This window comes from Mesorhizobium sp. (assembly GCF_017306585.1).
In the GTDB taxonomy this organism is placed as follows: Bacteria; Pseudomonadota; Alphaproteobacteria; order Rhizobiales; family Rhizobiaceae; genus Mesorhizobium.
This window is the reverse complement of sequence record NZ_JAFKIC010000148.1, coordinates 22,810-39,995: the sequence shown is the minus strand read 5'-3', so window position 1 is coordinate 39,995 and position 17,186 is coordinate 22,810. Positions and strand designations below refer to the sequence as shown.

Here is a 17,186-nt window from a genome sequence, read left to right as displayed (position 1 = left end):
GCTCTTCGAGAACGAGCTGCAATAGATCGTGTTCGCGCCGCCATCGAGTGCGATGAACGGCTTCGGCCGCTCCCGCCCGAAATGGAGATCGCCGTAGACGTCATCCTCGATAAGCGGGATGTCGTACCGCGCGAGCACATCGAGGAGCGCCCGCTTGTCGGCCTCGGCCATCGTCGAGCCGAGCGGATTATTGAAGCCCGACGCAAGCGCGAACGCGGCCACGCGCTCCGTTTCGAGCAGGCGGGCAACCGAGGCGACATCGATGCCGCGAATGGGATCGGTCGGCAGTTCGACCGCCTTCAGACCGAGCATTTCCAGCGTGTGCAGCAATCCCATATAGGTAGGCGCTTCAACCGCGATCGTGTCACCAGGTCTGGCGACAGCAGTCAGCGCCAGCGTCAGTGCCTCCGTGCAGCCGCTCGTGATCACCACGTCGTCCGGCGCCAGCCTATGCCCGACGCGGATTGCGCGTTTCGCGATCTCGCCGCGCAAAGCCGGATCCCCTTGCGGGGTGCCGTAGACGTTGTATCGCGCGCCGTGCCGGCGGGCCGCCCGAGCAAGCAACTGGTCGAGCCGTTTCGCTTCCAGCAGCGCGCCATCTGGCACGGCGCAGCCGAACGGCAGATAGGCCGGATTCGATGAATATTCGAGCAACCCCGCGACGGCGCCGCTGATCGAGACAGCCGACGCCTTCGCGCGGGGGCGCGTGGCCGAGGGGAGCGCAAAAGCACTGTGCTGTTTCGGCGCGACATAGAAGCCTGATCGAGGCCGCGCGACGATGAGCTCGCGATCCTCGAGCATTCGGCAGGCTTGCAAGGCGGTCGAGATGCTGACGCTGTGTTGCTCGCTCAGCGCGCGCACCGAAGGAACGCGGGAACGCGGCGCCAGGGCGCCATTGTCGATCATGGCGATGATCAGCTCGGCCAACTGCTCGTATCGATACATCGTGGGGCTATCTTTGGAAAATCCGCGGTTGACGACGTCACATGATAGCGTCGCTCGCCCGGACCGCCAACAATCTGTTATGCCTCAACAAGCAATTACTGTGTCTGTTATGGCTTTGTCGCGCGCCGTACGATGCGCCCATGACCAACCTCCCTCAAAATTCCGATGGAACGCAAACGTCCGACTTCGGGGCAGGCTCCGGACAATGGCGTGGGCGTTTCCCCTACAACGAGATCATCACGCTTCTGGACGTGAACCGCCTGTACAATCTGGCGGAGAGCACGTCGCAGGATCTGACCGTCGGCGAAGTCCTTGACCTCGCCGGCCCCGATCGCATCCGCGACCTGAAGCTCGGCTACGGAAAATCCGCGGGCTTGCCCGACCTGCACCAGGCCGTCGCCGACGCCTGCAAGGCTCCCGCCGAGCATGTCGTGACGACGCAGGGCACGGCGCTCGGCATCTTTCTTCTCGCGCTCGAACTCTGCCGTGCCGGCGATGAGGCGGTTCTTGTGTCGCCGTGCTTTCCACCAAGCCGGGACAGCCTCATCGGCGCAGGCGCTCGCGTCCGCGAGGTCGCGTTGTCGTTCGACGATGGCTATCGGCTTGATCTGGACCGGATCGAAGCCAGCCTGTCGCCGAAGACGCGGCTGGTCAGCCTGGCGTCGCCGCAGAACCCGAATGGCGTCCAGACACCGCGAGCCGCCATCGAAAATCTGCTGGTGATGATGGAGAGACGATCTCCGCAAGCGCTGCTGTTCCTTGATGAGACCTATCGGGAGGCAACCTATGGCGACACGCCTCCGGCCGACAGCTTTGCGGCGCTCGACCCCCGTATCGTCACCGGAGCGTCGGTTTCGAAGGCGCTCGGCGCTCCCGGGTTGCGGACGGGTTGGCTCACTGTGGCGGACGCCGACCTGCGCACGAGGCTCACCGTCGCCAAGATGAACACCGTCATTTCGGGTTCGGTACTCGATGAAACGCTGGCGGCCGCGCTGCTGCGCAACAGGGAAAAGGTTCTTGCGCCGAGGCGCCGGTTGCTGGCCGGCGCAATCGATGAATTGGCGAGGTGGTGCGAGGCCGAGCGCGAGCGCATCGACTGGGTGCGGCCAGACGCGGGCGCATTGTGTTGCCTGCGCCTTCGCCCCGATGTGCTCGACGCTGCTGGCGTCTCACGCTTCTGGCGGGTTCTGCCCCGCCACGACCTGCAATTGGCCTCCGGACGCTGGTTCGGCGAGAGCGAGCGCGTGTTCCGCCTGGGGTTCGGCTATCTGCCACCAGAACGCCTCGGACCGGCATTGTCGGCGCTTTCCACGGCTCTCGATGCGGCCGTCGCGTGACCGCGCCGAAATACTCAACACCCAACGACCAGCAGGATCATGAAAGTCAGAGTTGCCTATATTGAAGAACCGCCATTCTACTGGACCGGAGATCATCGTCGACCCACCGGCGCGGACATCGAAGTCGCGGAAGTGGTCCTGCGCGCCATCGGCGTGACCGACATCGAATACCACCTCACATCGTTCGGAGAATTCCTGCCGGGCGTTCAGGAGGGGCGCTGGGACATGAACGTGCCGATCTTCGTCACGGCCGAGCGCGCGCGGCAGGTTGCGTTCAGCGTACCGGTCTGGACGATCGGCGATGGCTTCGTCGTCCGGTCGGGCAACCCGAAGGCGCTTACGAGCTATGAAGCCGTTGCCGCGCGCAGCGACGCCCGCCTCGGTCTTATACCGGAGCAGATCCAGTTTGCGGCGGCAAAGGCGGCGGGCGTGAGCGACAGCCAGATCATGGTGCTGAAAGGCCAGCCAGAGGGTGTCGCCGCGCTGATGGCGGGGAAGATCGACGCCTTCCCCGGCACTGCGCTCGGCAGCCGTTCCATCGCCGGCGCCAACTCCGCGCTGGAGGCGGTGGATGTGGGTGCAGGCTCGACGGGCGATGCCCCGATCGGTGCCTTCTCGTTCGCCAAGGGCAATGGTGATCTCCTGGAGGCAGTGAACAGGCAGCTCAGCCAATATCTCGGCTCGACGGACCACCGGGCGCGGATCGCGAAATACGGATTCACGTCAGCGGAGATCGACGGCGTCATCGGACGGCAACAATGACGATCACGCTACACAATCCGGCGACCATCGCGCCGCCATTCTCCTGCTACAGCCATGGCGCGTCGGCGTCGGACAATGCGCGCTGGCTCCATGTTTCCGGCCAGGTCGGCGTGACACCTGACGGCATCGTTCCTGACGAACCGAAGCGTCAGATCGAGCTGGCCTGGGACAATCTGGAGGCCGTGCTGGCCGACGCCGGTATGAGTGTGACCGACCTGGTGAAAGTGGACGGCTTCATCACGCGCCCCGACCTTGTCGCGATCTATCGGCAAGAACGCGAGCGTCGATTTGCCGGGCACGCCGCCGCGACGACCATGGTTATCGTAGCAGGTCTCGCGGAGCCAAATCTGCTCGTGGAGATTCAGGCGATTGCAGCACGTTAACCGGCGCTCCGGCAGCGCTGCTCGAAGGTAGAGAACCCTCGATCGGCGTGGGTCGACATCGACCTGCCACTCGAGTGATCATTCCGCACGGTCAATCACGATTTGACTCGCAAACGGGTTGGCATACAGTCGGTCGGGGAAATCCTGTCTCGTGTTGCCCGCATGCCATCGATTTCGCCGCGTTTTGCCCGTGAGATGGGAAGCCGGAAGAGGAAAAGGGTTGTTGGAAACACGAGGCCAGGAGCCTTGGCGCGATAAGACCTTCGCGGAGGATTTCTCCGGGGGCGTCTATGCCGCGCAACAAGGCTTGCGCGCGCGGCTTCTTGATCGCGCCACGGTCCGTTACACCCGGTCGCGGGACCTGGCGGCCCACATGCTCCTTCAACTTGATGACCTGCCGGGCTGCTGGTCAATCGCCACCAACTGGCTAAGGGCGGAACTCGGATGTCAGCGCGTCGACACCGGGTTCGGAACGCGCGAGGCCAGAGACTATTTTCCCGGCTTCGCGGAAGCAAAGGACATCAATTACGATGTTCCGTCCTTCGGAGATGGCAGGGCGGTCGACAATCGGGATATCGCAATGCAGGCGATGTGGCTGGACCCCCGCCCGCTGATCTTTGCCGATATCAAGCAGGACAGCCGCATCAGGATGCGGCTACGCCAAAGGCTTTCGGGGGCACGGACAAAATCGAAATTCGCCTGGGCGCTTCGAACGGATCGTGGCAGCTACGGACTGATATGCGCCGACTGGACCGAGCATTTCGTTCCATGGGAATCCGGCCTCTACGATTGCTTCGAGCAGACCGTGACCGACGTGCTGTGCCCAATCATCGCGGTCGCCAGGGAGATCGCCGATCGCGATCCATCCATTTTAAATGGCGCGAGCGGCAATTCCCCCACTCTGTCCAAGGGGGGTTCTTTCAAAGCTTCGCTCGCAAGCCTGACGGGCTCGGAAATCGAGGTCGCCAGACTTGTCGCGAAGGGTTTGAGCTACAAGGAAATTGCCAGAATCCGTCGAAGGTCGTTCTCCACCATCGATCATCAGCTCAGAAGCATCCGGCAGAAGACCGGGGTTTCGAGCACATCCGTGCTGGTCAGCCTGCTTGCCAGGGCCGACCTGGCCTGAAGACCGCGCCGCCACCCATGCGGCAATGCCCGCATGCCGGAGACCAATGCGCTGACCGGCATCGCGAACCTTCGCGATAGATGATCCGTGACGTTTCCCGATAACCTCTTTGGCACGCACATCATCGTGTTGCACTGTCTTAGGGGGAGAAGATGACCGAGCAGTTCCTTGCATCGGGGAAGCGCGAAGGCCCTGTCGATTGGCAGGCAGCCCGCTTTCAGCTTCGGAACGCCTGAGCCAATGAGCGGCGCCATGATCCAGAACCCGTTCTACGGGCCCGACATACAGGGCGACTTCCAGCTCTACCATCTCGGCGACCTCGTCCTCGAAAGTGGCGAAACGCTGCGCGGCGCGAAGCTTGCCTATCGAACGTTCGGCGTACTCAACGCGGACAAGTCCAATGCGATCCTGGTGACGACCTGGTTCTCGGGAACAGGCAAGGTGATGCAGGACCTCTATGTCGGCCCGGATCACGCACTTGATCCGAACCGGTACTTCATCGTCATCGTGGATCAGCTTGGCAGCGGCGTATCGTCGTCACCGCAGAACACGCCGGCGCCCCAGGCGATGGCGAAGTTTCCGAAACTTGGCATCGGCGACGATGTCCGCGCGCAGCACCGTATGCTGACGGAGCTGTTCGGGATCGACCGGTTGGCCTTGGTGGTCGGCGGCTCGATGGGCGGGCAGCAGGTCTATGAATGGGCTGTCGCCTATCCGTGGATGGTCGAGAGAGCGGCGCCGATCGCTGCGACGGCGCGCATTTCGCTGCACCAGAAGATCTATGTCGAGACACTGAAGGAGGCGATCACTTCGGACCCGCGCTGGAACGGCGGCTGGTATGAATCGGGATTTGCCGTGCGCGACGGCCTGGACCGAGTGGCGCGGATCATGGCCACGCTCGGCTGGTCGCCGCAATTCTATCAGGAGGAGCGCTGGCGCAGCGTGGTCGGCATGTCGTCGCTGGACGATTTCATCAATGGGGTGATGAAGGCCTATTTCGAGCCGATGGATCCCAACGTGCTGTTGTGCGCCATGAACAAATGGCAGCGGGCAGACGTATCCCGGCACACGGGCGGGGACCTTGCCCTGGCGCTGGCGCGGGTCGCGGCAAGGACGATGGTCATGCCCATCAGCCATGACGGCTTTTTCCCTCCGCATGAATGTGAAGCCGACTGTCGGCTTATCCCGGGCGCCATGTTCCGGGTGATCCAGTCACCAGAGGGGCACATGGGCCTGAACGGGTTCGAGCCGGGATACATGGAACAGGTGGATCGCCACCTGAACGAACTGCTGGCCGCCTGACGACTCGCAAGAACAGTTTGACCGCACCCCGCGCGCTGCCGCCGCGGGGAATGCAGGGGCATGCCCCGAAGACCGCGCCGGAGGACGCGTGCAAGATGCAACGGATAAAAGGCAAGGCGCTCAACATCAGAGGCGCCACCAAGACCTACAGAACGCAATCCGGCGAAGTGCTCGCCCTGAAGGACGTCGATCTGACGGTGCGGCCGGGCGAATTCATCTCGGTCGTCGGGCCTTCCGGTTGTGGCAAGACGACGCTGCTTTGGTCGGTCGCCGGGCTCCATAAATTGACTTCGGGAGCCATCGCCCTTGGCGAGGAATGGATTACCGGTCCCCATCCCAGCATCGGCATGATGTTTCAGGAGGCAAACCTCCTGCCCTGGCGCACGATCCGCAAGAACATCGAGCTTCCGTTCGAAGTCCGGGGACATCGCCCCGATACCGCGCGGATCGACATGTTCCTGCAACGGGTGGGGCTTGGCGGTTTCGGCGACAAGATGCCCCGTGAACTGTCCGGAGGCATGCAGCAGCGCGCATCCATCGTGCGTGCGCTGGCCAGCGACCCCACGGTGCTGCTGATGGATGAACCCTTCGGAGCACTCGACGCCTTCACCCGCGACGAGATGAACAAGCTTGTCGAGGAGATCTGGCTGGAATCCCGCAAGACGGTGATCCTGATCACCCATTCCATCGCCGAGGCGGTGTTTCTGGCCGACAAGGTCTACATCATGAGCGCGCGCCCAGGGCAGATTGCCCGCGTGGTCGACATTCCGTTCGCGCGGCCGAGGCCGCTGGAACTGATGGAAACGCGCGAGTTCTTCGAACTCGTCAACATGATCAAGCACGACATCCAGCACCAGCCGCCGGCCAGGCCTGCGGTCGCCACGGCGTGACGGGGGAACATCACCATGAGCGAGACAGTACAGACCGGCGCCAGTATCGCAGGCGCGACGGGCATCGCCAGCGGGCTTGGCGACCAGGGGGCCAAGGAGGTGGCCGCGATCATTGCGGTGGCCCTGTTTGTTATCGGCGGCGCGGAAGTGCTTCTGCGCCTGTTCGAGGTGCCGCAATTCATCCTGCCCACCCCGTCGGCCATCGCCGGCGTGTTCTTCTCGCGTGAAATCCCAACGATCTGCGAGCATTACGCCTACACCATGATCGAACTCCTGGCCGGCTACGCCATCGGGGCGTCGATCGGTCTGGTCCTGGCGGCCGTCATCACGCAGTTCCCCTTCGTGGAAAAGGTGATCACGCCCTACATCCTGTTGCTGGTGACCACGCCGATGCTGGCCCTGGTGCCGCTCCTGATCCTGAATTTCGGCTTCGGGTTCACGCCAAGGATCATCGCCGTAGCCCTTGCCTCGGGCCCGATGGTGATGATCAACGCAGCCACGGGGTTCCGGCGCGTTGATACGATGAAGATCGCGCTCGCGCGATCCTGCGGTGCCTCGACCCTGCAGACCTTCACCAAGATCCGCATTCCGATGGCCATGCCGATGGTGATCGTGGGCCTGATGATCGGGGCGATATTCGGCATGATCACGGCGGTGGGCGCTGAAATGTCAGGGGGCGGATTCGGGTTAGGAAGCCGGCTAACGACATACTCCTCGACGCTTCGAATGCCGGAGTTCTTTGCCTGCATCGCGATCCTCGCCGTCACCGGGATCACGATCTACGCCTTCTTCTTCTGGCTCGGAAAACGTCTGGCCGGCTGGGAAAGCTGACCGGATCGGGGCGAAACGCCGCGTCGACCCGCCAACACATTGAATGCGGCCCAATCAACAGGGGAGGAACCCTATATGACACATCACATAATGACACGCCGGCGCTTGCTGCAGGTAGGCGCAGGCGGCCTTGTGACCAGCACCATTCTCGACGGTGGCTTCCTGGGTCCACCGGCGGCGGAGGCCAAACCTTATAACTCGCCATTCACCTGGATTTCGCCGCGCGGCACGATCGAGGTGATGGACGACTACCCCTACTGGGTGGCCAAGCAGATGGGCTATTTCGGCGATCTGGGAGTGGATACCGCGATGGAGCCCGGCCCTTCCGACGGAACCGCGGTCGTAAAATTCCTGGCGGTGAAGCAAGCCGATATCGGCTTTCCCTCGCCAGGCGTCCTTTCCTTCGCGGTGAATGCGGGGATGGACCTCGTCTCGGTGTTCGGCAGCGGTTTCCACGATCTCTTCGATATCGCCTTCCGCAAGGGCGAGGCGGTCAAGGATCTGAAAGAGCTGGAGGGCAAAACCGTGCTCCTGGGATCGGCCGCCTGGCAATCGATCTGCGACCCGATGTTCGCGGCGGTCGGCGTGGACCCCAAGAAGATCAGATATGTCGAGGCCGGCTGGCCGACCTGGACGACGGCGCTGGCGGAGGGACAAGGCAATGCCTGCCTTGCCTGGGAAGGCCTGCGCGCCGATCTGGGCGCGAAAGGTCTCGATTTCGACTATTGGCTCGGCATGCGCGGCTCGCCCTTGCCGTCGAATTCACTGGTCGTGCGGCGGGCCGACCTGGAAGATAGCGACCGGCTGGAATTTCTGAAGAAGTACCTCAAGGGCTGGGCCATGGGCAGTGAGTTCGCCGATCGCAACCCGCGCGCGGCCGCCGATATCGTGTTCAAGGCCTTGCCCACGACCAAGGCCAATTATGGCGCGCGGGCGGGCACGGAAAGCCTCATGCAGATTCACCGAACCTTCAGGGGCGATATCGCGGCGCGTGCCGGCTGGGGAGAACACGACATTCCTGCCTGGGACGGGTTCTTCAAAATCCTCAAGACCATAGGCCAGTCCAGCATCGACATCGACGCCGCCCGCTACGTCACCAATGATTTCATCGCGGGAGCGAATGCGTTCGACCGGGCGAAGGTCCACGCCGATGCCGATGCCTATGCGCTGCCAGCCGACCTGGCCGCCCTGGACATGGCCGATGTGGAGGCGAAGTTCTACAAGAACGTGATCAACTGACCGGATCGCGGGCGCGCCACGGGCGCCCAGGTCCTGATCTTAGTCCATGGCGCCGCATCGGTCTCCCAAAGACTCGGACACCGTGACGGCGCCATGCCGTCTCGCCGGGCACGCCCTCCCATAGTGCCCGGCGAGACTTTTCGATCTCATGGCAGCAGTTGCTGCGCCTCCGCCCAAAGCCGCTGCGTCAGTTCCCCCGCGGGCTCGGCGCTTGCCAGTGCCGCCGACTGGCCCGCCCAGGCCTGCATCTTTGCGAGATTGCCTTCGGCCGTGCCGGCCGAGCGCATGGCCGCGGTAAGTCCGCGCTGCACCGGATACGGAGCCGGCTCGGGCGCGTCGGGCCGGAGAGCCTCGAGCACATAGTCGGTGGCGATGCTGCGGCCCGGGCGGCCGCTGAAGACACGGCTGACTGCCGTGTCCTCCGGTCGCGTTCGAGAGATCGCTTCGGCCCAGACGGGATGGATCTCGGCCTCGGGGCAGCGCAGGAAGCCGGTTCCAATCTGAACCGCGCTGGCCCCAAGCGTGAGCGCGGCCGCAACGCCCCTTGCGTCGGCAATGCCGCCGGTCGCCACGACAGGCACGCTCAATGCATCGACCAGCGCCGGCAGCAGTGAGAAGAGCCCGACCATCCTGCGTTCCGCTTCCGCTGGATCGAACGCAGCGCGATGTCCGCCGGCTTCGCTGCCTTGAGCGACGACCACATCCGCCCCGGCGGCTTCGGCGGCGAGAGCCTCGGCCAAGGTCGACACCACGGCAAACCAGGCCGCGCCACGGCGCTTGATTTCCTGGACGAAGCCGGGCGGAAACAGGCCCATCACCGAAGAGAAAACCGGCGCGCCGGTTTCGAGAAGCGCCCGGCACTGCGCGTCAAAGTCAGGTGGCGACGCGTCGCCCGCACTCTCCGGCAAGGGCGGTCCGAACCGTTCCAGGAAGCGGCGAACCGCCGCCTCCTTCTCCATGTCGCGCCGTGGGGCCGGGTCGGGCACCCAGAGATTCAGCATGAACTGCCCGTTGCTGCGACTGCGGACGGTATCGGCCCAGTGCCGGATCTCCTCGGGCTTCATCAACAGCGCACCGCAGGCTCCAAGCCCACCTGCATTCGCAACGGCGGCGGAGAGCTTTGGCGAACTCGCTCCAGCCATCGGCGCAAGCAGGATCGGCAGGCTCAAGCCGAAGCGGTCGCAAAATGCCTGGCTTCGCTTCCTCCAAGTCATCTTCGTATCTCCTTCCGGTCATGATGGCGCGATAGCGTACGCGGTACAAATGATGTATTCCGGGATCGGCTATCTGCAAACCAGATATCGGGTTTTAAGGGATGGACAGTGTCTCGCTCCGGTTTTTCGAAGCCGTCGCCCGCTCCGGGGCGATGAATCGCGCGGCGGAAGCTCTCAACACGGTTCAGTCGAACGTCACCGCGCGCATGAAGGCGCTCGAGGAGGAGTTGGGTGTCGCGCTTTTCCGACGACACAGCCGGGGAGTGGAGCTGACGAGTGCCGGCGAACGTTTGTTGCCCTACGCGCTCAAGTCGGTTCACCTGATGACCGAAGCGCGTCGCTCGGTTCTGGACGAGGGCCTGCCGAAAGGCCGTTTGTCGCTCGGTTCGCTTGAGACGACGGCGGCGCTGCGGCTGTCGCCCCTGCTGTCGCGATACGGTACAAAATATCCCGAGGTCGACCTCAGCCTCAAAGTTGGCGCGAACGACGAACTCATCCGCCGCGTGCTCGATTACGAACTCGACGGCGCATTCGTGTGTGGTCCGGTTCAACACCCGCAGCTCCTGAGCAGCGTGGCGTTCCAGGAAGAGCTCGTGATCGCTTCGCCGGCCAACGTCCCGCTCGAAAGGCACCTTGCCGTGGGATGCAGGGTTCTCGTCAAGGGACAGGGCTGCGCTTACCGCAATCGCCTGGATGTTCTCCTCGCCCAGATGGGGATTCAGGAGGTCGCTCGCCTCGAGTTTGGCACGCTGGACGCGATCATCGGCTGTCTGGAGGGCGGCCTGGGAATAACGCTCCTGCCACGAAGCCTCCTCCAGGCCGCCGCTGACGCCGGGCGCGTGCGGCTGACCGATCTGTCCCCGGAGGCAGCCCGCGTCCAGACGCTCTTCATCCGCCGACGCGACGTCGGGCAATTCAGCGCCTTGAGCGCGCTCCTGGCGGAACTTTCCCCGGAAGTGCCCGCCAGCGAGGCTCTCCCGATGGAGATCGGCGCCGGCCATCGCAGATCGGCGCGGGGATAATCAGCAGTGACCAGCAGACGTGCCTTGATCACCGGCGCCGGAGCCCCCGACGGCATCGGCTTCGCCATCGCCCGACAGCTTGGCCGCGCGGGCCATGCCGTGTTCCTGACCGGCGCCAGCAGCCGCGTGCTGGACCGCGCCGCCGAACTTCGCGGCGACGGTATCGATGCCGGCGGGGCGGTTGCCGATCTCACTTTGGCCGCCGATGTCAGCCGACTACGGACCGAGACCGGCGCCGTCGACATATTGGTCAACAATGCCGGCATGGGCTCGCTGGCGGCGCCGTCGGTCGACAAGGCGTTTCTCGCCATGACCGAAGCCGACTGGGACCGAGGCATCGACGTCAGCCTGAAGACGGCGTTTATGGTCACCCGGGCATTTCTGCCGGCAATGGTCGAAACGGGCTATGGGCGCATCGTCAACGTGGCATCGGTCACCGGGCCGCTGGTGTCCTTCGAAGGCACGTCGGCCTATTCCGCCGCCAAGGCCGGCATGGTCGGCCTGACGCGCACGCTGGCGCTCGAAGTGGCAAGCAGCGGCGTCACGGTCAATGCCGTGGCTCCGGGCTGGATCGAAACGGGCGCGTCGAGCGAGATGGAGCGGAAGGCCGCATTGCACACGCCGCCGGGGCGGGCCGGACGGCCGGACGAAGTGGCGGCCGCGGTGCTGTTCCTGGCTTCCGAAGCGGCCAGCTATGTCAACGGCACCCTTCTGGTGGTCGACGGCGGCAACAGCCTCCAGGAACACAAGGGCTGAGGCCAGGCTCGCGCCGTTCTAGTCCGGCAAATAGGCCTCGCCGCCAACGGCGACGATCTGCTCCTCGCTGAGCGAGCGATGCCAGTGAGAGTAGAAGACCTGACGTTGGCGCGGCAGTCCGACATCGTTTCTGAGGTGGCGATGAATCTGGCGGAACGTCCTGTGTTCACATCCGCCCCAGAAAAACGCTTCCCCAAGATCGGCCGGCCAGATGACCGACCTGACGGCATCGGCGAGAAGCGCTGTCGTGCCGGGCTCGGCGCCCTTGCGGTCCAGCCACCGGACTTCGACATCGGGCGGATGGACGAGAGGCTGTATTTCGTGCGCCCCGTCCATCTCGATGAATGCGACCCCGCGGACATCGGCTCCGAGCCGGCCGAGAATGCGGGCTATGCCGGGCAATCCGGTCTCGTCCCCGGCAAGCACATAGAATTGTGCGGGTTTCGGACCCTCGGCGGCAGGGCCGACAATGCCGACAATGTCGCCCTCGGACGCTTCGACCGCCCAGCGCGTGGCCGGGCCAGCGTGCTCATGCAAGGCGAAATCGATGGTGATCTGGCCTTGCGCGGGGTCGATGGCGCGAATGGTGTAGACGCGCGTGGCGAGCTTGCCATGCTCCGGCCAGACGATGTGGCCGCGATCGTTTAGCGCGGGCCATCGAGGAGACACGACGCCCCTGGGCTGGAAGATCAGCCGGCAATGGAGTTGGTCTTCCCTGTCAAAGCGGAAAAGGTCTTCTCCCGTGAAGACGATCCGGCGCACACGCGGCGTAAGCTGGCTTGCCCGCCTGACGCGCAGGACACGCAGGTCTTCCAGCGGAGTGAGGCCGGTCTCGTCTCCAGTCCATTCGAAGACCAGATCCTCGCTGGCCGCGATGAAGGAGATCGGCCCGACCAGCGCATGCTTGAGCCGGTTGAGCGCGGGACGACTGTCGGTCTCCACGGACAGATGAAGGATGCCGGGCTCCACCTTGAGGTTGGCTGCGCCGTAAGGGGATGCGATCTCGAAACAATCGCCCGAACGGACGATGGTCATGTCGTGCGTCGCGATCGAGCCCACGATCGCGTCGAGGAACGCTTCGACCCTCGGGAAGGCGACAGCGGCGCTTGCCGCGTATCCGCGCTTGTGACCAGGCTGGCGCGGCATGCCTAGTCCTGCAACGATGCCCAGAGCGGACCTGGCACAGGTATGCGCAGGAAGCGCTCGTTGATGCCGGCAAGCGTGTCCGTCGGATCGATCGCTTCGCATTGCTGCGGATGCAACCACTTTGCCGCGAGTTCGACGAACAGGATGTTGAACGCCGGAACGGCAATCAGCCCGGTCCATATGCCGTGGACACGCCCGTCGCGGACGCAGGGCAACCCGCCGAAGCCGGTCCTTTCGGTCAGGCGCTTCAAGCCTTCCCTGCCTTGCGCGGCGCTGAAGCCCGGCCCTATCTGCGGCCGCCCGCCCACCGACCAGCCGCCGCCGGATGCGATGTAGACGTCCGGCGGCGTCGAGACGAGATACTCCAGTTGGAGTTTCTGATACCATGGCGCGGTCACACCGGGCAGCGTCCTGCCCCCGGCGAGTTCCAGCAACTCCCCCCAGACCCTGGTTCCGGCCGCCCAGCAGCAGTCATCGAGGGTGGACTGGACTTCCAGATAGGTGGTGACCGGCGCGGCGCCGGCCACGCATGACTTGACACGCTTCAGACGGGCTTCGAAGAAGGCGATATATTCGGCCGCCTTGTCGCCGGCACCCAGCACCTCGCCCCACATGCGCGTGGCCTCGCGAAAGTCGCCGACCACGCCCTCGGCGCGCGCCGGATCCGGGGAGGCGTTGCTGGACAGGTCGCTGAAGATCACGGGTATGCCCGCAGCCTCCAGGCGCTCGACCAGAATATCCTTGCCGCCCTGGGGCGCCATATAGAGATTGGCCACCACCAGATCGGGCGAGAGGCTGACAAGCCCCTCGAACGAGACGGTATCGGGCGTCTGCTTGCCGACCACGGCGATGCGGCCGTGCTGTTCGAATTGGCCCCGCAGGAGGTCGCTGTCGATGCGGTCCGCCGCTGCCCAGCCGACGACAATCGAGGCGGGGTCGGGGTGCAACAGCGACATGGTGACGATGTCGCGAGCCTCCAGCAGGATGATGCGCTTCGGCGTATCCTTCAGCTGGACAGTGCGGCCTGCCATGTCGGTTACCGCCAATGGCGAGGCGGACCGCGCCGGTAGGGCGGCGGCAAGCCCGCCGGCCACAACAATTCCGCAAAAGCCACGCCGGCTGAGCACCGTGCGACCTACCATTTGAAGCGAAGGCCGGCGAGCACTTCGCGACCGTTGCCGTACTGGCAGTAGATGTTCGAGCTACAGCTCGAGTAATACTGCTTGTTGAAGAGGTTCTTGACGTTCAGCGTGCCCTCCAGCCCCTTCAGCGCGGGGTTCTTCGCGCCGAAATCGTAGCGCATGGCGACATCGACCAGCGTGTAGCCCGCCGCCTTCACCGTGTTTGCGTTGTCCGCGTAGCTGGAGCCGACGAAGCGGATACCGCCGCCCACCGCCAGCCCTTCGGCGACGCCACCATGAAAGGTGTAGTTCGCCCAAAGCGAGCCGAAATAATCAGGCACGGCCTGGGGCCGCTTGTCGAGATTCGCGGGGACAACCGTTTTGGTCACCCTGGTGTCGAGCAAGGTCAGGGCCGCGACCAGTTCAATGTTGTCGGTCACGCTGCCCCTGCCCTCGAATTCGAGGCCGCGGGAATGGATTTCGCCCGCCTGGACGTTGAAGCCGATCGTGTCCGGCACCAGCGCGTTCTGCTGGCGGATGTCGAAGGCGGAGGCGGTGAACAGGGCGTCCATGCCCGGCGGCTGGTACTTCAGGCCGACCTCATACTGGCGCGCCTTGCTGGGCACGAAGGGGGAGCCGGAGGAATCGACGCCGACCGTCGGCTCGAAGGATGTCGAATAGCTCACATAAGGCGCAAGGCCGTTGTCGAAGAGGTAGAGCAGGCCCGCCCGGTAGCTGGTGGCTTCGCTCGACTGATCGGCCGACGTGTTGGCGAGGCGGTTGTCGGTATCCTGCTTCGTCCAGTCGTGGCGGACGCCGAGCAGGGCCCTGAAGCCGCCAAGGCTCATCTGATCCTGCAGATAGGCGCCGGTCTGCCGCAGCTTCTGTCCGCTGTCGATGATTTTGGTGAGCGGGCCGATCGGCTGGCCGTATACGGGATTGGTCACGTCGAGCGGCGGTGCCGCTCCGTAACGATACTCCCAGTCGCTCGTGCTGTTCTGATGGTCGATGCCGGCAAGCACGGTGTGCTGGACCTGCCCGGTCTCGACATGGAACTCCGCCTGATTGTCCAGGGAAACCCCACCGACATCCTCGATCGAGCGCAGTGCCTGGCGCGGGATGAGCCCGTTCTGGTCGAGCGGTCCCGCCATCTGCAAGGATTGGAAATCCGTGGCGACGTGCGAATAGCGCAAGCTGGACCGGATGGTCACGTCTTCGTCGAAGCGATGCTCGAACCGGTAGCCGATCCCGTATTGCTTGCGTTCGAAGGAATCGAAGGACGGATCGCCGATGTTGAGTTTGCTGTTCAGATAAGGCCGGTAGTTGGCGGGCGCTAGAAAATCCGGGTAAAGCGAGTTGAAGTAACCACCTTCGGGATCGTTCTGGTAATAGCCCGAAACCGTGAGCGTGGTGTCGGCGTCGGGCTGCCAGGTGATGACGGGGGCGATGCCGAAGCGCTTCTCGTCGACATCCTCGTAACGGGTTCCCGACAGCCGTCCGATGGCGCTGACGCCGTATTGAAGGCTGCCGTCCTCGGTCAAGGCTCCGGTGGATGTCAGCCCGCTCTGCACGCGGCCATGGCTGCCGCCCTCGATGCGAATTTCGTTCGATGGCTGCGCGGACGGCAGGCGGCTGACCTGGTTGACCAGAGCGCCCGGGCTCACCTGACCATAGAGCAGCGCCGAAGGGCCCTTGAGCACGTCGATGCGATCGAGAAGGTACGGGTCGATGGACGGCTGAGCAAAGGCCTGGCCGCGAGGCAATTTCAGCCCGTCGAGATAATTCACATAGCTGGTGTCGAGGCCGAAGGCGCCGAAGCCGCGCAGGAATATCGAATCATAGCGCGAGTTGGAATCGCGGTCGGCAAGCACGCCGGCCGTGTAACGGAGAGCCTCGCTGACCGTCTGCGGGTTCTGCTCGTCGATCTGCTTGCGGGGAATGGTGGTGACCGACTGCGGCGTCTCGGCTACCGGCGTTTTCGTCTTGGTAGCCGATGTGGTCTGCTTCTGAAGGATGCGGTCGCCCGTGGCTGCCGAGGATCCGCCTTCGCCTTCGACGACGATCTTCTCGAGTTGCGATGCCTGCTCCTGGGCGGCTGCCGGTTGCAGGCAGACCAAGAGCGAGGTCGTCCCCAGAAAAACCGCGCCCCACGCAACACTGGCCATTTCCCGTTTCGTCCTTCCTGAAGCCACTCGAATGGGCAGGCAGATATCAATAACGGGACGTATCCGTCCAGTTTAATTTTATGACTGATTTAGTCCAGTTTATATCTGTTGCATTACGGCAACGGAACGATTGCGTTTGGTTTTCGCGTCGGGATAAAATGTCTGGATCCTGATGAACGTCCGTAGCCCAACCGACCCAGTACAGGCAGGAAGATGGCGTCCGACCCGTCCGAAATGAAACTTGCCGATATGGCCGCGCCGGCCCGCGAAACCGGCGCGCCATTCCCGGACAGATCACGAGCCGGCAAAGCAAAAGGCGGCCGACCGACCAAGGATGGCCTCGAGGCGCTCAACCGGCGGATCCTGGACACGGCGGCGGCATTGTTCGCAACCCAGGGCTTCGCAGCGACCACGATGGAGGAAGTCGCGTCCGCCTGCGGGGCCGGGAAGGATACGATCTATCGCCGCTATCCCTCGAAATCGGCGCTGTTCATGGCCCTCATGGAGGGATTGCAGGCGGGCGTGCTTTCCGAGCTCGATACAAGTATCGCCGTCGAGGCCACCGCCCTCAACCGCTTGAAGCTCTTCGCGCGGGCGTTGCTGTCGATCAATCTGAGACCACAGATGATAGCGCTCAACCGCGTGGCGCTCGGCGAGGCCGTGACCTTCGGGGGCGTGCGGCCCACGCCGGGCATTGAAGACCCGATCATGATCCGATTCACCCGTCTGGTCGAACAGGCGCAGGCGGAAGGCGCCATGAAGCCGGGACCCGCTTTCTTCCTCGCGGAGCAGCTCCTCTACGCCACATCCATCAGGCCGCTTGTTTCAGCCATGCTGGGGGAGGCGCGTTTCGCCGATTCCGCCGAGGAGGAACGCTATTTCACGCAGGCATGGAAACTTTTCCTCGACGGTGCCGGCTGAGGACCGGCAATGGGGTGCGGCACGTC

Annotated in this window: 16 protein-coding genes; 11 read left to right on the top strand and 5 right to left on the bottom strand. The window is 63.9% G+C overall.

The features are described 5' to 3' along the window. On the bottom strand, positions 1 to 927 hold a 927-nt coding region (locus tag J0I79_RS16385; protein WP_292860588.1), incomplete at its 3' end, for a PLP-dependent aminotransferase family protein. Between the two features lie 59 nt (positions 928 to 986). Between J0I79_RS16385 and J0I79_RS16380 the strand changes: the two genes are divergently transcribed. From J0I79_RS16380 to J0I79_RS16345, 8 genes are all read left to right on the top strand, one after another. Further along, complete coding sequence (locus J0I79_RS16380) at positions 987 to 2,282, top strand: pyridoxal phosphate-dependent aminotransferase (RefSeq protein ID WP_292860585.1); 1,296 nt, start codon at positions 987 to 989, stop codon at positions 2,280 to 2,282. A gap of 39 nt (positions 2,283 to 2,321) precedes the next feature. Then, positions 2,322 to 3,044, top strand: a complete 723-nt coding sequence (locus J0I79_RS16375; RefSeq protein ID WP_292860582.1) for a transporter substrate-binding domain-containing protein — start codon at positions 2,322 to 2,324, stop codon at positions 3,042 to 3,044. After that, positions 3,041 to 3,427: a RidA family protein gene (locus J0I79_RS16370; protein WP_292860580.1), complete on the top strand. Its 387-nt coding sequence runs from the start codon at positions 3,041 to 3,043 to the stop codon at positions 3,425 to 3,427. Before J0I79_RS16375 ends, J0I79_RS16370 begins: the two co-directional genes overlap by 4 nt. A gap of 190 nt (positions 3,428 to 3,617) precedes the next feature. Further along, positions 3,618 to 4,553: a helix-turn-helix transcriptional regulator gene (locus tag J0I79_RS16365; RefSeq protein WP_292860578.1), complete on the top strand. Its 936-nt coding sequence runs from the start codon at positions 3,618 to 3,620 to the stop codon at positions 4,551 to 4,553. 240 nt (positions 4,554 to 4,793) lie between these two features. Next, positions 4,794 to 5,855, top strand: a complete 1,062-nt coding sequence (locus J0I79_RS16360; RefSeq protein ID WP_292860575.1) for an alpha/beta fold hydrolase — start codon at positions 4,794 to 4,796, stop codon at positions 5,853 to 5,855. A gap of 95 nt (positions 5,856 to 5,950) precedes the next feature. After that, complete coding sequence (locus J0I79_RS16355; RefSeq protein WP_292860572.1) at positions 5,951 to 6,745, top strand: ABC transporter ATP-binding protein; 795 nt, start codon at positions 5,951 to 5,953, stop codon at positions 6,743 to 6,745. A gap of 15 nt (positions 6,746 to 6,760) precedes the next feature. Further along, on the top strand, positions 6,761 to 7,576 hold the full coding sequence (locus tag J0I79_RS16350) for an ABC transporter permease (protein WP_292860570.1): 816 nt from the start codon (positions 6,761 to 6,763) through the stop codon (positions 7,574 to 7,576). A 75-nt stretch (positions 7,577 to 7,651) separates the two neighbouring features. Next, positions 7,652 to 8,815 carry an ABC transporter substrate-binding protein gene (locus J0I79_RS16345; RefSeq protein WP_292860568.1) on the top strand — a complete coding sequence of 388 codons (1,164 nt, stop codon included), beginning with the start codon at positions 7,652 to 7,654 and terminating at the stop codon, positions 8,813 to 8,815. 146 nt (positions 8,816 to 8,961) lie between these two features. Here J0I79_RS16345 and J0I79_RS16340 read toward each other — a convergent pair whose 3' ends face one another. After that, the gene (locus tag J0I79_RS16340; protein WP_292860566.1) at positions 8,962 to 10,029 is read right to left on the bottom strand and encodes a nitronate monooxygenase; all 1,068 of its coding nucleotides are present in this window, start codon (positions 10,027 to 10,029) and stop codon (positions 8,962 to 8,964) included. A gap of 101 nt (positions 10,030 to 10,130) precedes the next feature. Here J0I79_RS16340 and J0I79_RS16335 point away from each other — a divergent pair, with 101 nt between their 5' ends. Both J0I79_RS16335 and J0I79_RS16330 read left to right on the top strand, forming a co-directional pair. Then, positions 10,131 to 11,051, top strand: a complete 921-nt coding sequence (locus J0I79_RS16335) for a LysR substrate-binding domain-containing protein (RefSeq protein ID WP_292860564.1) — start codon at positions 10,131 to 10,133, stop codon at positions 11,049 to 11,051. Positions 11,052 to 11,057: 6 nt separating this feature from the next. Further along, positions 11,058 to 11,807 carry an SDR family NAD(P)-dependent oxidoreductase gene (locus J0I79_RS16330; RefSeq protein ID WP_292860562.1) on the top strand — a complete coding sequence of 250 codons (750 nt, stop codon included), beginning with the start codon at positions 11,058 to 11,060 and terminating at the stop codon, positions 11,805 to 11,807. An 18-nt stretch (positions 11,808 to 11,825) separates the two neighbouring features. On the opposite strand, the gene J0I79_RS16325 is transcribed toward J0I79_RS16330, so the two are convergent. The 3 genes from J0I79_RS16325 to J0I79_RS16315 form a co-directional block, all read right to left on the bottom strand. Further along, a complete protein-coding gene (locus J0I79_RS16325; protein ID WP_292860560.1) occupies positions 11,826 to 12,953 on the bottom strand; it encodes a siderophore-interacting protein in 1,128 nt (375 codons plus the stop codon). 2 nt (positions 12,954 to 12,955) lie between these two features. Beyond that, positions 12,956 to 13,984 carry an ABC transporter substrate-binding protein gene (locus J0I79_RS16320; protein WP_292860557.1) on the bottom strand — a complete coding sequence of 343 codons (1,029 nt, stop codon included), beginning with the start codon at positions 13,982 to 13,984 and terminating at the stop codon, positions 12,956 to 12,958. Positions 13,985 to 14,088: 104 nt separating this feature from the next. Next, positions 14,089 to 16,239 carry a TonB-dependent siderophore receptor gene (locus J0I79_RS16315; RefSeq protein ID WP_292860554.1) on the bottom strand — a complete coding sequence of 717 codons (2,151 nt, stop codon included), beginning with the start codon at positions 16,237 to 16,239 and terminating at the stop codon, positions 14,089 to 14,091. A 213-nt stretch (positions 16,240 to 16,452) separates the two neighbouring features. Between J0I79_RS16315 and J0I79_RS16310 the strand changes: the two genes are divergently transcribed. Continuing rightward, on the top strand, positions 16,453 to 17,160 hold the full coding sequence (locus J0I79_RS16310) for a TetR/AcrR family transcriptional regulator (RefSeq protein ID WP_292860551.1): 708 nt from the start codon (positions 16,453 to 16,455) through the stop codon (positions 17,158 to 17,160). Positions 17,161 to 17,186 lie beyond the last annotated feature (26 nt).

What these genes read in the sequence shown, in the direction of transcription:
- J0I79_RS16380 (WP_292860585.1), top strand. Translation starts at nt 987, where the DNA reads ATGATAGCGTCGCTCGCCCGGACCGCCAACAATCTGTTATGCCTCAAC.
- J0I79_RS16375 (WP_292860582.1), top strand. Translation starts at nt 2,322, where the DNA reads ATGAAAGTCAGAGTTGCCTATATTGAAGAACCGCCATTCTACTGGACC.
- J0I79_RS16370 (WP_292860580.1), top strand. Translation starts at nt 3,041, where the DNA reads ATGACGATCACGCTACACAATCCGGCGACCATCGCGCCGCCATTCTCC.
- J0I79_RS16360 (WP_292860575.1), top strand. Translation starts at nt 4,794, where the DNA reads ATGAGCGGCGCCATGATCCAGAACCCGTTCTACGGGCCCGACATACAG.
- J0I79_RS16355 (WP_292860572.1), top strand. Translation starts at nt 5,951, where the DNA reads ATGCAACGGATAAAAGGCAAGGCGCTCAACATCAGAGGCGCCACCAAG.
- J0I79_RS16350 (WP_292860570.1), top strand. Translation starts at nt 6,761, where the DNA reads ATGAGCGAGACAGTACAGACCGGCGCCAGTATCGCAGGCGCGACGGGC.
- J0I79_RS16345 (WP_292860568.1), top strand. Translation starts at nt 7,652, where the DNA reads ATGACACATCACATAATGACACGCCGGCGCTTGCTGCAGGTAGGCGCA.
- J0I79_RS16340 (WP_292860566.1), bottom strand. Translation starts at nt 10,029, where the DNA reads ATGACTTGGAGGAAGCGAAGCCAGGCATTTTGCGACCGCTTCGGCTTG.
- J0I79_RS16335 (WP_292860564.1), top strand. Translation starts at nt 10,131, where the DNA reads ATGGACAGTGTCTCGCTCCGGTTTTTCGAAGCCGTCGCCCGCTCCGGG.
- J0I79_RS16325 (WP_292860560.1), bottom strand. Translation starts at nt 12,953, where the DNA reads ATGCCGCGCCAGCCTGGTCACAAGCGCGGATACGCGGCAAGCGCCGCT.
- J0I79_RS16320 (WP_292860557.1), bottom strand. Translation starts at nt 13,984, where the DNA reads ATGGCAGGCCGCACTGTCCAGCTGAAGGATACGCCGAAGCGCATCATC.
- J0I79_RS16315 (WP_292860554.1), bottom strand. Translation starts at nt 16,239, where the DNA reads ATGGCCAGTGTTGCGTGGGGCGCGGTTTTTCTGGGGACGACCTCGCTC.
- J0I79_RS16310 (WP_292860551.1), top strand. Translation starts at nt 16,453, where the DNA reads ATGGCGTCCGACCCGTCCGAAATGAAACTTGCCGATATGGCCGCGCCG.